We start from the raw sequence: 13,094 nt of genomic DNA on the forward strand, positions 1-13,094 counted from the left end.
AGGTTCAGCGGAGCACGCAAACCTTGTGGGAGCCGGCGTTGCCGGCGATGAGGCCGGAAGGAGCACCAGATGAAACAAGATGTTTATTCGACGTTCGGATTTCCGAACGCTCTCCCCGGCACCATTCGGCCCGCCGTACACCCCACGCTGTAAAACCCCGGTCAAAAACACCTGCTACCCCTGTAGGACGGGCCTTGCTGATCGAAATCACGGCCTGGCACGACTCATGCTCTACACTCACAACCCGAATGCGCCGATGCGGAAACGCAGCGGTCGCTGAACGAACGGCCGACCAACGGCCTCATAAGAAAAACAAACACAACTCGAGGAAAATTCGATGCGTATCGTTCGTCATCTGTTGGGCGCTGCAATCGCCGCTGCCGTGATCGCTTCCCCGGCCATGGCCGAAGAACTGACCGGCACCCTGAAGAAGATCAAGGACTCGGGCACCATCACCCTGGGCCACCGCGACTCTTCCATTCCGTTTTCCTACCTGGCTGGCAAGCCCGAGCCGATCGGTTACTCCCACGACATCCAGCTGGCCATCGTCGAGCACCTGAAGAAAGAGCTGAACGCTCCGGACCTCAAGACCCGCTACAACCTGGTCACCTCGCAGACCCGTATCCCGCTGGTGCAGAACGGCACCGTCGACGTGGAATGCGGCTCCACCACCAACAACGTCGAGCGCCAGCAGCAAGTGGCCTTCTCGGTCGGCATCTTCGAAGTCGGTACCCGCCTGCTGACCAAGGTCAAGGACGGTCAACCCGCCATCAAGGACTTCCCGGACCTGGCCGAGAAAAACGTCGTGACCACCGCCGGCACCACCTCCGAGCGCCTGCTCAAGGCGATGAACGCCGACAAGCAGATGAAGATGAACGTGATCTCCGCCAAGGACCACGGCGAAGCCTTCAACATGCTGGAAAGCGGCCGCGCCGTGGCCTTCATGATGGACGATGCCCTGCTCGCCGGCGAAATGGCCAAGGCACGCAAGCCGTCCGACTGGGTCATCACCGGTACCCCGCAGTCCTACGAGATCTACGGCTGCATGGTGCGCAAGGACGATCCGGCCTTCAAGAAAGCCGTGGATGACGCCATCGTCGCCCTGTACAAGTCCGGCGAGATCAACAAGATCTACGACAAGTGGTTCCAGCAGCCAGTGCCGCCAAAAGGCCTGAACCTGCAGTTCCCGATGAGCGAAGAGCTGAAAAAGCTGATCGCCAACCCCACCGACAAGGCTGCCGACGAAAAGCAGTCCTGATCCACGCCTGATGGCTGAAGTGGCTGATTCGAACCTGCGAATCAGCCACACGGCCACTGCTTAGTGTCTACCCTTTCCTCCGAGGGCGAATGCGCCCGCGGATGCTGGAAGGTGCCCGTGAAACAACCGATCTGAGGGGAGACCCCGATGAATTACAACTGGGACTGGGGCGTATTCTTCAAGTCCACCGGCGTGGGCGACGAAACCTATCTGGACTGGTACATCACCGGCCTGGGCTGGACCATCGCCATTGCCATCGCCGCCTGGATCATCGCCTTGCTGCTGGGCTCGGTGCTCGGCGTGATGCGCACCGTGCCGAACCGCTGGGTATCGGGTATCGCCACCTGCTACGTGGAACTGTTCCGCAACGTGCCGCTGCTGGTGCAGCTGTTCATCTGGTACTTCCTGGTCCCCGACCTGCTGCCCGAGGGCCTGCAGGAATGGTTCAAGCAAGACCTCAACCCGACCACCTCGGCACTGATCAGCGTGATCATCTGCCTCGGCCTGTTCACCGCCGCGCGGGTCTGCGAACAGGTACGTACCGGCATCCAGGCCCTGCCTCGCGGCCAGGAATCCGCCGCCCGGGCCATGGGCTTCAGCCTGACGCAGATCTACAGCAACGTGCTGCTGCCCCAGGCCTACCGGATCATCATTCCGCCGCTCACCTCGGAATTCCTCAACGTCTTCAAGAACTCCTCCGTGGCCTCGCTGATCGGCCTGATGGAGCTGCTCGCGCAGACCAAGCAGACCGCCGAGTTCTCCGCCAACCTGTTCGAAGCCTTCACCCTGGCGACGCTTATCTACTTCACCCTGAACATGGGCCTGATGCTGCTCATGCGCCTGGTCGAGAAGAAAGTCGCCGTGCCCGGCCTGATTTCCGTGGGAGGTAAGTGATGGAAATGGACTTCAGCGAAATCATCCCGGCGCTGCCCGCCCTGTGGGACGGCATGCTGATGACCCTGCAACTGATGGTCATGGGCGTGGTCGGCGGTATCGTGCTGGGCACCATCCTCGCCCTCATGCGCCTGTCGTCGAGCAAGCTGCTGGCCAACCTGGCCGGCGCCTACGTCAACTACTTCCGCTCCATCCCGCTGCTGCTGGTGATCACCTGGTTCTACCTGGCGGTTCCGTTCGTGCTGCGCTGGATCACCGGCGAAGACACGCCGATCGGTGCCTTCACCTCCTGCGTCGTGGCCTTCATGATGTTCGAGGCGGCGTACTTCTGCGAAATCGTCCGTGCCGGCGTGCAGTCGATCTCCAAGGGCCAGATGGGCGCGGCCCAGGCCCTGGGCATGACCTACGGCCAGACCATGCGCCTGATCATCCTGCCCCAGGCGTTCCGCAAGATGACCCCGCTGCTGCTGCAGCAGAGCATCATCCTGTTCCAGGACACCTCGCTGGTGTACACCGTCGGCCTGGTGGACTTCCTCAACTCGGCCCGCGCCAACGGCGACATCATCGGACGCTCCCATGAGTTCCTGATCTTCGCCGGTGTCGTCTACTTCATCATCAGCTTCTCCGCTTCGTGGCTGGTCAAGCGCCTGCAAAAAAGGATAACCGTATGATTTCCATCAAGAACGTCAACAAGTGGTACGGCGACTTCCAGGTGCTGACCAACTGCAACACCGAGGTCAAGAAAGGCGAAGTGGTGGTGGTCTGCGGCCCGTCCGGCTCGGGCAAGTCGACCCTGATCAAGTGCGTCAACGCCCTGGAACCCTTCCAGAAGGGCGACATCATCGTCGACGGCACCTCGATCGCCGACCCTAAGACCAACCTGCCCAAGCTGCGCTCGCGGGTCGGCATGGTGTTCCAGCACTTCGAGCTGTTCCCGCACCTGAGCATCACCGAGAACCTGACCATCGCCCAACGCAAGGTCCTCGGCCGCAGCGAAGCGGAAGCGACCAAGAAAGGCCTCGCCCTGCTTGACCGCGTCGGCCTTTCTGCCCACGCCAAGAAGCACCCCGGCCAGCTCTCCGGTGGCCAGCAGCAGCGCGTGGCCATCGCCCGTGCGCTGTCGATGGACCCGATCGTCATGCTGTTCGACGAGCCGACCTCGGCGCTCGACCCGGAAATGGTCAACGAAGTACTGGACGTGATGGTCGAACTGGCCCACGAAGGCATGACCATGATGTGCGTGACCCACGAAATGGGCTTCGCCCGCAAGGTGGCCAACCGGGTGATCTTCATGGACAAGGGCAGCATCATCGAGGACTGCCAGAAGGAAGACTTCTTCGGCGATCCATCGGGCCGCCACGAGCGTACCCAGCACTTCCTGAGCAAGATCCTGCAGCACTAAGTCTCCGGCGCCCGCCGTCCACGGACGGCGGGCGCTGGTCGTTACAAGGCCTCTGTGATGAAATGCGACCCCACGCTCTTTCGCCCAGCCAAGCCTGCCCTTGCCGTGAAACCCCGCCTGATCCGCCAACTGCTGATTCCGCCACTGATCCTGCTGCTGACGATCGGTCTCGGCGTCGCCGGCTACCTGGTCAGCGAACACAACGGCATCCGCACCTTGAGCGACAACGGCGAGCGCCAGCTCGAGCTGCACGCGCGCACGGTCGAGAGCGAAATCAGCAAGTACACCTACCTGCCCAGCCTGCTGGAGCTGGAAGACAGCGTATCCAAACTGCTGACCGAGCCGGACGGTGAACACCGCCAGGCGGTCAACGAATACCTCGAAGGCCTGAACCGGCGCAGCCGCAGCCGGGCGATCTTCGTCCTCGACACTACCGGCCGGGTCCAGGCCACCAGCAACTGGCGCGACGTCGACAGCTTCCTCGGCGAAGACCTGTCGTTCCGTGCCTATTTCCAGGATGCCGTGCGCGGTCAGCCGGGGCGCTTCTACGGCATCGGCAGCACCACCGGCGAACCCGGCTACTATCTCGCCCACGGCCTTGAAGAACACGGCAAGATCATTGGCGTGGCGGTGATCAAGGTACGCCTGGAGACCCTCGAAGAACGCTGGCAGCGGGCCCGCCTGGAAGCTTTCGTCAGCGACGAGAACGGCATCATCATCCTTTCCAGCGATCCGGCACGACGGCTCAAGTCAGTGCGTCCGCTGACCCCTGAGGTCAAGGAACGCCTGGCCCGCAGCCTGCAGTACTACTGGTTCTCGCTCAACGAACTGCAACCGCTGGAGCGGGAAAAGCTCGGCACCGACCTGGAGAAACTCACCTTCCCGGCCAACGCCCGCCTCGAGGACGGCACCCACGAGGTCACCTACCTGGCCCAGACCCGGCGCCTGGCCGACACCCCCTGGCACTTCACCCTGCTCACCCCTCTGCAGGACCTGCGCCGCGAGTCGATCATCCAGGGCGTGCTGGTGGCCGTGGCCTTCGCCCTGCTGACCATCCTCGCCATCGCCTGGAACGAGCGGCGCAAGGTGATCGCCACCCGCCTCGCCGCCCGCGAAGCGCTGGAAGAAGCCAACAACCAGCTGGAGCGCAAGATCGCCGAGCGCACCGCCGACCTGCGCGCCAGCAACGACCGTCTCAAGGCACAGATCCGCGAACGCCGCCAGGCCGAGGAAACCCTGCGGCATGCCCAGGACGAACTGGTCCAGGCCGGCAAGCTCGCGGCCATCGGCCAGATGTCCACCAGCATCGCCCACGAGCTGAACCAGCCGCTGGCCGCATTGCGTACCCTGTCCGGCAACACCGTGCGCTTCCTCGAACGTGGCTCGCTGGAAATCGCCAGCGCCAACCTGCTGACCATGAACGACCTGATCGACCGCATGGGCCGCATCACCGCCAGCCTGCGCTCCTTTGCCCGGCGCGGCGACGACCGTGGCCAGGCTTCCCTGGGCAAGGCGGTGGATGCCACCCTGCAAGTGCTCGCCGCACGCATCGAAGGCTGCCACCTGAAGCTGCACAGCAACTACAACGAACAGCAGCTGAAAATCGACCAGACCCGCCTGGAGCAGATCCTCGTCAACCTGATCGGCAACGCCCTCGACGCCATGGCTGCCGTGCCGCTGCCGGAGCTGTGGCTGGACGGCGAAGTGCAGGACGGCAAGTACCGCCTGCGGGTGCGCGACAACGGTCACGGCATCGATGACGAGACGCGCAAGCACCTGTTCGAGCCCTTCTTCACCACCAAACCCGGCGAACACGGCCTGGGCCTCGGCCTGACCCTGTCCGCCAGCCTCGCCGCCGCCGCCGGCGGCAGCCTGGGCGTCGAGCACCCCGCCACTGGCGGCACGACCTTCGTCCTCAGCCTGCCGTTGCTGCCCGCCCCCACCGAACCCGCCGAGCCGCCACCAGGAACAGCACAAGCATGAACACATCGCCCCTTACCGTTCTGATCGTCGAAGACGACCCGCATGTGCTGCTCGGCTGCCAACAGGCACTGGCCCTGGAAGATATCGTCAGCGAAGGCGTGGGCAGCGCCGAACAGGCCCTGGAGCGGATCGGCGACGACTTCGCCGGAATCGTCGTCAGCGATATCCGCCTGCCCGGCATCGACGGCCTGGAGCTGCTGACCCGGCTCAAGGCCCGCGACAGCAGCCTGCCGGTGGTGCTGATCACCGGCCATGGCGATATCGACATGGCGGTCGGCGCCATGCGCAACGGCGCCTATGACTTCATGGAAAAACCCTTCTCGCCGGAGCGCCTGGTCGATGTGGTGCGCCGCGCCCTGGAGCAACGCGGGCTGGCCCGGGAAGTCTTCGCCCTGCGCCGCCAACTGGCCGAGCGCAGCACCCTGGAAGGCCGCATCATCGGCCGCTCGCCGGCGATGCAAAGCCTGCGCGAACTGATCGCCAACGTCGCCGACACCTCGGCCAACGTGCTGATCGAAGGCGAGACCGGCACCGGCAAGGAACTGGTCGCCCGCTGCCTGCACGATTTCAGCCGCCGCCAGGGCCAGCCCTTCGTCGCCCTCAACTGCGGCGGGCTGCCGGAAAACCTGTTCGAAAGCGAAATATTCGGCCATGAAGCCAATGCCTTCACCGGCGCCGGCAAGCGTCGCATCGGCAAGATCGAACACGCCAATGGCGGCACGCTGTTCCTCGACGAAATCGAAAGCATGCCGATCAACCTGCAGATCAAATTGCTGCGCGTGTTGCAGGAGCGCACCCTGGAGCGCCTCGGCTCGAACCAGAGCATCCCGGTGGACTGCCGGGTGATCGCCGCCACCAAGTCCGACCTGGAATCCCTCGGCCAGAGCGGCCAGTTCCGCAGCGACTTGTATTACCGGCTCAACGTGGTAACCCTGGAACTGCCGCCGCTGCGCGAACGCCGCGAGGACGTCCTGCAACTGTTCGAACACTTCCTTCAGCAGTCGGCACTGCGCTTCGACCGCGAAACCCCGCAACTCGACAGCCAGACCCTGTCACGCCTGATGAGCCACGACTGGCCGGGCAACGTGCGCGAGCTGCGCAACGTCGCCGAGCGCTTCGCCCTTGGCCTGCCGGCGTTCAAGAAAGCCGGCGCCGCCACTTCGCAAGGCGTGGGCTTCGCCGAAGCGGTGGAAGCCTTCGAGCGCAACCTGCTCGGCGATGCCCTGCAACGCACCGGTGGCAACCTCAGCCAGGCCAGCCAGGAGCTGGGCATGGCCAAGACCACCCTGTTCGACAAAGTGAAAAAGTACGGACTGGGCTGAGGAGCGGCGCATGGACCTGATACTCAAGGCGTGTCTCGGCGCCGCCGTGGTGGTGATCCTCGCCATGCTGGCCAAGACCCGCAACTACTACATCGCCGGGCTGGTGCCGCTGTTTCCCACCTTCGCCCTGATCGCCCACTACATCGTCGGCAAGGGCCGCTCGCTGGACGACCTGAAGACCACCATCGTCTTCGGCATGTGGTCGATCATTCCCTATTTCGTCTATCTCGCCGCGCTCTACTTCCTGGTCGATCGCCTGCGCCTGGAGGCCTCGCTGGCCCTGGCGGCACTGGCCTGGCTGGTGGCGGCGGGGATTCTGGTCAGCGTTTGGGTACGCCTTCACTAGGCTCTGTCGCGGGCTTAAAAGGTCGGCGGGGTGATCACCCAGATCACCACCGCATCGACATCGCCAGGGTTGCCGTAGCGGTGCGGCTCCTGGCTGGAGAAGCTGAAGCTGTCACCTTCGTTTAGCTGGAAATAGCGCTCGCCCACCCACAGCTCGAAGCGTCCGGATAGCAGATACCCGGCTTCTTCGCCCTCATGGCTGTAGCTTTCCTGGCTGTAGGTGCCCGGGGGAAAACGCGAATGCAGGATCTCCAGTTCGCGATTGGGTTGCGGAGTCAGCAACTGGTCGACGATGCCATCTTCGTAATGCACGCTCAGCCGGCTGTTCTTGCGCACGACATAGCCCTCGTCTTCCGGGGCCGTGTTGGCTTCGCTGGCGAAGAACCACTGGATGGTCACCCCCAGGTTGCGAGCAATGTTGAACAGCGCCGGAATCGACGGGTAGGACAGGTTGCGCTCCAACTGGCTGATGTAACCGGCGGTCAGCTCGCTGCGCTCGGCCAGCTCGGCCAGGGTCATGCCGCGGCGCTTGCGCAGGCCGCGAATGCGGGTGCCGAGAAACTGCGGCGCGCTGCCGCCGTCCTCGGCAGTGGGCGGCGCTTTGCTTTTTTGGCGGGTCATTGCGTATTCCAATCGGCCTTGCAAAGTCCCGGAGTATAAACAGGCTCACAAGCCGGCGGCGATCTTCAGCCCTTCATGGATCGCTTCCTCGACCGTGCGCGGGGCCAGGCAATCGCCGATTCGCTGCACGGGCGCCAGGTCGCTGATCTGTTCGGCCAGGGTGTCCACCGGCTGATGGCCCTGGCACAGCACCAGGGTGTCGATGTCCTCGAAGATCATCGCCTCGCCGCTGGCGGTGTGCTGCAGGTAGACGGTGTTGTCATCGCAGCCGTACAGCCGGGCATAGGGGGTGATCGGGATGCCCAGCTTGTGCAGCTCGCCAGCCATCTGATCACGCACGTACAGCGGCAGGCTCTCGCCACAGTGGGTGCCGTTGACCGCCAGTTGCACCTGATGGCCGGCGCGCACCAGGCGTTCGGCGATGCCCGGGCCGATCCAGTCGCAGCGCCAGTCCACCACCAGCACCGAGCGGCCGAGCTTGACCTCGTCACGCAGTACCTGCCAGGCGTCCACGACTTGCAGGTCGCCGCCGCGTTCGAAGGCGGGCCAGTAGGGTTCGGCGCCGGTGGCGACGATCACGGCGTCCGGGCATTCGCGCTCGACCAGCGCCCGGTCGACCCGGGTGTTGCGCACTACCTCGACGCCGGCCAACTGCATTTCCCGCTGCAGGTTGGTGCTGGCGCCACCGAACTCGCTGCGCCGGGGCAGCAACTGAGCCAGCAGCACCTGACCACCCAATTGCGCGCTGGCTTCATACAGCGTCACCTGGTGCCCGCGCGCGGCCGCCACCGCAGCCGCTTTCATCCCGGCAGGCCCACCGCCGACCACCATCACCCGCTTGCGCACGCTGGCCGCTGGCAACTTCCCGTACTGCTGCTCGCGGCCGGTTTCCGGGTGCTGGATGCAGGAGATCGGCAGGCCGCGATGGAAATGGCCGATGCACGCCTGGTTGCACGCGATGCAGGCGCGCACATCCTCGACGCGGCCGCTGTCGGTCTTGTTCGGCATCTGCGGGTCGCAGATCAGCGCGCGGGTCATGCCACACACGTCGGCCTGGCCACGGGCGAGGATCAACTCGGCTTCCTGGGGCTGGTTGATGCGCCCGGTGACGAACAGCGGAATGTGCAGCCGTGATTTGAAGGTACCGGCCTCGCGGGCCAGGTAGGCCGCCTCGATGGCCATGGGCGGGACGATGTGGATGGCGCCCCCCAGGGACGCCGAGGTGCCGGCAACGATGTGTACATAATCCAGACAGGATTGCAGGGCCTCAACGGCAGCCAGTGATTCGTCCTCGGTCAGGCCTTCGGCATCGCGCTCGTCGGCACTGATGCGCAGGCCGATGATGAAGTGCGCGTCGGTGCTGGCCCGCACGGCGGCGATGATTTCCCGCAAGAAGCGCAGGCGCTGTTCGAGGTCGCCGTTGTAGCCGTCGCTGCGACGGTTGACCCGTGCGTTGAGAAATTGCGCCGGCAGGTAGCCGTGGCTGGCGACCACCTCCACACCATCGATACCGGCCTGGTGCAGGCGCCGGGCGGCGGCGGCATAGCCGGCGACGATCTCGTCGATCATCGCCTGGTCCAGCGCCCGGGGCATCACCCGGAAGCGTTCGTTGGGCACCGCCGAGGCCGAATAGGCCACGGCCAGCAAGCCGTCGGCCGACTCCATGATCTCGCGCCCGGGATGGAAGATCTGCGACAGCACCACGGTGCCCTGGGCATGGCAGACCTCGGCCAGGCGGCGGTAACCCTCGATGCAGCTATCGTCGGTGGCCATCAGCACGTGGGAGGTGTAGCGCGCGCTGTCGTGCACACCGGCCACCTGCAGCACGATCAGGCCGACACCGCCCTCGGCGCGGGCCCTGTGGTAGGCGACCAACCGCTCGTTGACCAGGTTGTCGGTGGGCATCGAGGTGTCGTGCCCGCTGGACATGATGCGGTTTTTCAGGCGCTTGCCACGGATCTGCAGTGGCTCGAACAGGTGCGTGAAGGCGGTGGACATGCGGTCAGGCTCCGGCGTGTTATCCCCTGGGAGCCAGGCATGCTGGCGCCTGCGGTGGACGTTCGTTGTTTGACCATAAAAGTGTAGCCACAGTAAAAAATCAACTTGTTTTTTTACTTTACGGAGACTAGGTTCGAAAGCACCCCGCCCTGGGGCGAACCTCACAGAAAAAAACAACGAGGGTCCTTCGATGAGAGCTTTTGCACGTAAACCGGGCTTGTGTGCTTTGTGCTTGTGCCTTGGCCTGGGCAGCGCCCAGGCGGCGTCGGACATGGTCGTGGTGGGCTATGGCGGTGCCGGGCAGAAAGCCCAGGACGTGGCGATCTTCCAGCCGTTCAGTGCCCAGGACAAAAGCAAATTGATCCAGACCGAGTACAACGGCGAGATGGCGCGGATCAAGGTGATGGTCGACACCGGCAATGTCGACTGGGACGTGGTGCAGATCGAAGGACCCGATTTGCTGCGTGGCTGCGACGAAGGCATGTACGAGCGCCTGGACTGGAACCGCCTGGGGCGCAAGGACCAGTTGATCGCCGACGCCGCCCAGGACTGCGGTTCGGCAGCGCTGGTATGGAGCGTGGCGATTGCCTACGACCGCGACCGGCTGGCCCAGGCACCGACCTCCTGGGCGGACTTTTGGGACGTCAGGAAGTACCCGGGCAAACGCGGCCTGCGCAAGCGTGCGGTGTACAACCTCGAATTCGCCTTGCTGGCCGATGGCGTCAAGGTCGAGGACGTCTACAGCGTGCTGGCGACGCCCGAGGGCGTGAACCGGGCGTTCGCCAAGCTCGATGAGCTCAAGCCGAATATCCAGTGGTGGGAGGCCGGAGCCCAGCCGCCGCAATGGTTGATGGCGGGAGACGTGGTGATGACTTCCACCTACAGCGGTCGCATCGCCTCGGCGGCGCAGAACGGCAGCCCGCTGGCCCTGGTCTGGCCGGGCAGCCTGTATGGCATGGATTACTGGGCGATCATCAAGGGCTCGAAACATGTGCAGCAGGCCGAGCGACTGATCGCCTATGCCAACCGGCCCGAGGCCCAGGTGCGTTACGTCGGGCAGATTCCCTACGGCCCGACCAATACCGAGGCCGCCGCCGAACTCGATCCGTCCCTGGCCAAATGGGTGCCGACCGCCAAGCAGAATCTGGAAGGCGCCCTGGCGATGAATGTCGAGTTCTGGGTCGACCATGGTGAAGAGCTGGAGCAACGGTTCAACGCCTGGGCCAGCAAGTAACCCATGTCGGCCGGGCGGCTATGCTTGCCCGGCCCCCTTGAATCACCCGAGAGCCCCTGACCATGAAGACCGAACGGCAATTGCGCGAGGAACTGGCCGCCTGCTACCGGCTGATCGCGCACTTTCGCATGACCGACCTGATCTTCACCCATATCTCGGTGCGCCTGCCGGGCCCCGAACACCATTTCCTGATCAACCCCTACGGGCTGATGTTCGATGAAATCACCGCGTCCAGCCTGGTGAAGATCGACCTGGGTGGCCACGCCGTCGAGCCATCGCCCTATCGGGTCAACCCGGCGGGCTTCGTCATCCATAGCGCGATCCATGGTGCCCGGGAAGACGCACAGTGCGTGCTGCATACCCATACCCGCGCCGGTTGCGCAGTGGCGGCGATGGAGTGCGGGTTGTTGCCGGTGAACCAGATATCCATGGAGTTCTATGGCAAGGTCGCCTACCACGACTACGAAGGCGTGGCGCTGGACATGAGCGAACAGCAGCGGCTGGTAGCCGACCTGGGCGACAGGCCGGTGATGATCCTGCGCAACCATGGGCTGTTGACGGTAGGACGCAACGTGAGCGAGGCGTTCATGCGCATGTACTACCTGGAAAAGGCCTGCGAGATCCAGCTGGCGGCGCAGGCAGCTGGCAAGCTGGTGTTGCCGCCCCACGAGGTCTGCACGCATACCGAGCGCCAGTTCAATGATCCGGGACGGCCGCTGGAAGAGGGGCAACTGGCGGATCCGGACGGCATGCAGCTGGCGTGGGCAGCGTTGTTGCGCTTGCTGGACCGGGTGGCACCCGACTATCGCGACTGAACCTAGCGCTGGGCGATATGACCGATGCCATCAGCACGGTGCGACTGCAGGTATGGCAGCACCGCCGCCAGCAGCGCGCCCTTGAACGGCTCCTGGAAGCGGTGGGCCAGACCGGGAATCAAACGTAGCTGACTGCCCTGGATATGCGCTGCCAGGTGCACCCCGTGCATCACCGGCAGCAGCGGGTCGGCGGTGCCGTGGACCACCAGGGTCGGTACCCGCAGGCGGTTGAGCAATTCCACCCGGCTCGGTTCGGCGAGGATCGCCATGATCTGGCGCTTGACCCCCTCGGGGTTGAACGCCCGGTCGTAGGAGGCCGCCGCCTGCTGCAACAGAACCTGACGATCGTCATGCACCTGCGGGCTGCCCAATGCCGCCAGCAGGTCGGCCTGCTGCTCGATGGCCACCTCGCGGTTCGGCGCACTGCGCTGGGCCAACTGGCGAATCAGCGCCGGGCTCGGTGCCGGCAGGCCCTGGGCACCGGAGCTGGACATGATCAGGGTGAGGCTCTCGACCCGCTCCGGGGCCATGGCCGCCAGGTGCTGGGCGATCATCCCGCCCATGCTCACACCGAGCACGTGGAAGCGCGGCTCGTCCAGGTAGGCCATCAGTTCCAGGCCGTCCTCGGCCATGTCCTCCAGGGTGTAAGGCGCATTCACCGACAACCCCAGGCGATAGCGCACCAGCTCGAAGGTCAGGCTGGCGTCGGCCGGCGCCTGGTTCCAGCGCGACAGGCCGACATCGCGGTTGTCGTAGCGAATCACCCGGAAGCCCTGCTTGCACAGCGCCTCGACCACCTCGTCCGGCCAGTGAATCAACTGGCCACCCAGGCCCATGACCAACAGCAAGGCCGGATCGCTGCTGCGACCGACGCTCTGGTAAGCCAGGCTGACCTGTTTCAGCTGCGCCTGCTGGACAGGCGCATGCACATCGCAGCGCCCGGCGGCCCACGAAGAAGAGGCGCATAACAGCGCCAGGATAAAGAAATAAACCCGCATGGAAGAAACACCGAAAACGAAATCCCCAGTAGAGCGCGAGTGTGATGATGTTCTTGCCAGCGCGCTGCCACAGTTCGGTGACAATTTCGTGAACCCTGCTGAATGGCGTCCGTGGGGCAAGCAGATTGATATTGCGGCTGCAGACCTCATCGTCGGCAACCCGACTCCCACAGGGTTCCGGGCCAGCCACAGGCCCCTGTGGGAGCTGGCTTGCCAGCGATGAC

At 64.4% G+C, this 13,094-nt stretch carries 13 protein-coding genes; 10 read left to right on the forward strand and 3 right to left on the reverse strand.

Going from position 1 to position 13,094, the window contains the following annotated elements; translation table 11 throughout:
* Positions 1–337 precede the first annotated feature (337 nt).
* The 7 genes from ACODSK_RS25685 (at position 338) to ACODSK_RS25715 (ending at position 7,205) form a co-directional block, all read left to right on the forward strand.
* Positions 338–1,258, forward strand: a complete 921-nt coding sequence (locus tag ACODSK_RS25685) for a glutamate/aspartate ABC transporter substrate-binding protein (protein WP_489019911.1) — start codon at positions 338–340, stop codon at positions 1,256–1,258.
* A gap of 147 nt (positions 1,259–1,405) precedes the next feature.
* Complete coding sequence (locus ACODSK_RS25690) at positions 1,406–2,152, forward strand: amino acid ABC transporter permease (RefSeq protein WP_489019912.1); 747 nt, start codon at positions 1,406–1,408, stop codon at positions 2,150–2,152.
* Entirely contained in the window at positions 2,152–2,823 is a 672-nt protein-coding gene (locus ACODSK_RS25695; protein ID WP_489019913.1) for an amino acid ABC transporter permease, read from the forward strand. Before ACODSK_RS25690 ends, ACODSK_RS25695 begins: the two co-directional genes overlap by 1 nt.
* Positions 2,820–3,554 (forward strand): amino acid ABC transporter ATP-binding protein, encoded by a 735-nt coding sequence (locus ACODSK_RS25700; RefSeq protein WP_489019915.1) that lies wholly within the window; start codon positions 2,820–2,822, stop codon positions 3,552–3,554. The genes ACODSK_RS25695 and ACODSK_RS25700 overlap by 4 nt, the downstream gene beginning before the upstream one ends.
* Positions 3,555–3,611: 57 nt before the next feature.
* Complete coding sequence (gene aauS, locus ACODSK_RS25705) at positions 3,612–5,537, forward strand: two-component sensor histidine kinase AauS (protein WP_489019917.1); 1,926 nt, start codon at positions 3,612–3,614, stop codon at positions 5,535–5,537.
* On the forward strand, positions 5,534–6,859 hold the full coding sequence (gene aauR / locus ACODSK_RS25710) for a two-component response regulator AauR (RefSeq protein WP_489019918.1): 1,326 nt from the start codon (positions 5,534–5,536) through the stop codon (positions 6,857–6,859). The genes aauS and aauR overlap by 4 nt, the downstream gene beginning before the upstream one ends.
* Positions 6,860–6,878: 19 nt before the next feature.
* The gene (locus tag ACODSK_RS25715) at positions 6,879–7,205 is read left to right on the forward strand and encodes a GlpM family protein (protein WP_178391954.1); all 327 of its coding nucleotides are present in this window, start codon (positions 6,879–6,881) and stop codon (positions 7,203–7,205) included.
* A gap of 14 nt (positions 7,206–7,219) precedes the next feature.
* Here ACODSK_RS25715 and ACODSK_RS25720 read toward each other — a convergent pair whose 3' ends face one another.
* Together ACODSK_RS25720 and ACODSK_RS25725 are read right to left on the reverse strand one after the other, a co-directional pair.
* Positions 7,220–7,825, reverse strand: a complete 606-nt coding sequence (locus ACODSK_RS25720; RefSeq protein WP_489019920.1) for a cupin domain-containing protein — start codon at positions 7,823–7,825, stop codon at positions 7,220–7,222.
* Positions 7,826–7,870: 45 nt separating this feature from the next.
* Positions 7,871–9,823: an oxidoreductase gene (locus ACODSK_RS25725; RefSeq protein ID WP_489019922.1), complete on the reverse strand. Its 1,953-nt coding sequence runs from the start codon at positions 9,821–9,823 to the stop codon at positions 7,871–7,873.
* A gap of 190 nt (positions 9,824–10,013) precedes the next feature.
* Between ACODSK_RS25725 and ACODSK_RS25730 the strand changes: the two genes are divergently transcribed.
* Together ACODSK_RS25730 and ACODSK_RS25735 are read left to right on the forward strand one after the other, a co-directional pair.
* Entirely contained in the window at positions 10,014–11,057 is a 1,044-nt protein-coding gene (locus ACODSK_RS25730) for an ABC transporter substrate-binding protein (protein ID WP_489019924.1), read from the forward strand.
* Positions 11,058–11,119: 62 nt separating this feature from the next.
* Positions 11,120–11,872, forward strand: a complete 753-nt coding sequence (locus ACODSK_RS25735) for a class II aldolase/adducin family protein (protein WP_489019925.1) — start codon at positions 11,120–11,122, stop codon at positions 11,870–11,872.
* A 2-nt stretch (positions 11,873–11,874) separates the two neighbouring features.
* Here ACODSK_RS25735 and ACODSK_RS25740 read toward each other — a convergent pair whose 3' ends face one another.
* A complete protein-coding gene (locus ACODSK_RS25740) occupies positions 11,875–12,870 on the reverse strand; it encodes an alpha/beta fold hydrolase (protein WP_489019927.1) in 996 nt (331 codons plus the stop codon).
* On the opposite strand from ACODSK_RS25740, the gene ACODSK_RS25745 reads away from it, so the two are divergent.
* Complete coding sequence (locus tag ACODSK_RS25745; protein WP_489019929.1) at positions 12,869–13,093, forward strand: hypothetical protein; 225 nt, start codon at positions 12,869–12,871, stop codon at positions 13,091–13,093. The two genes, ACODSK_RS25740 and ACODSK_RS25745, sit on opposite strands and share 2 nt — an antisense overlap.
* Position 13,094: the final 1 nt, after the last annotated feature.

The organism is Pseudomonas sp. FG98, from assembly GCF_057808595.1.

Bases quoted from the DNA above. Each gene is read 5' to 3' on its own strand.
- ACODSK_RS25685 (WP_489019911.1), top strand. From the start codon at position 338: ATGCGTATCGTTCGTCATCTGTTGGGCGCTGCAATCGCCGCTGCCGTG.
- ACODSK_RS25690 (WP_489019912.1), top strand. From the start codon at position 1,406: ATGAATTACAACTGGGACTGGGGCGTATTCTTCAAGTCCACCGGCGTG.
- ACODSK_RS25695 (WP_489019913.1), top strand. From the start codon at position 2,152: ATGGAAATGGACTTCAGCGAAATCATCCCGGCGCTGCCCGCCCTGTGG.
- ACODSK_RS25700 (WP_489019915.1), top strand. From the start codon at position 2,820: ATGATTTCCATCAAGAACGTCAACAAGTGGTACGGCGACTTCCAGGTG.
- aauS (WP_489019917.1), top strand. From the start codon at position 3,612: ATGAAATGCGACCCCACGCTCTTTCGCCCAGCCAAGCCTGCCCTTGCC.
- aauR (WP_489019918.1), top strand. From the start codon at position 5,534: ATGAACACATCGCCCCTTACCGTTCTGATCGTCGAAGACGACCCGCAT.
- ACODSK_RS25720 (WP_489019920.1), bottom strand. From the start codon at position 7,825: ATGACCCGCCAAAAAAGCAAAGCGCCGCCCACTGCCGAGGACGGCGGC.
- ACODSK_RS25725 (WP_489019922.1), bottom strand. From the start codon at position 9,823: ATGTCCACCGCCTTCACGCACCTGTTCGAGCCACTGCAGATCCGTGGC.
- ACODSK_RS25730 (WP_489019924.1), top strand. From the start codon at position 10,014: ATGAGAGCTTTTGCACGTAAACCGGGCTTGTGTGCTTTGTGCTTGTGC.
- ACODSK_RS25735 (WP_489019925.1), top strand. From the start codon at position 11,120: ATGAAGACCGAACGGCAATTGCGCGAGGAACTGGCCGCCTGCTACCGG.
- ACODSK_RS25745 (WP_489019929.1), top strand. From the start codon at position 12,869: ATGGAAGAAACACCGAAAACGAAATCCCCAGTAGAGCGCGAGTGTGAT.
- ACODSK_RS25740 (WP_489019927.1), bottom strand. From the start codon at position 12,870: ATGCGGGTTTATTTCTTTATCCTGGCGCTGTTATGCGCCTCTTCTTCG.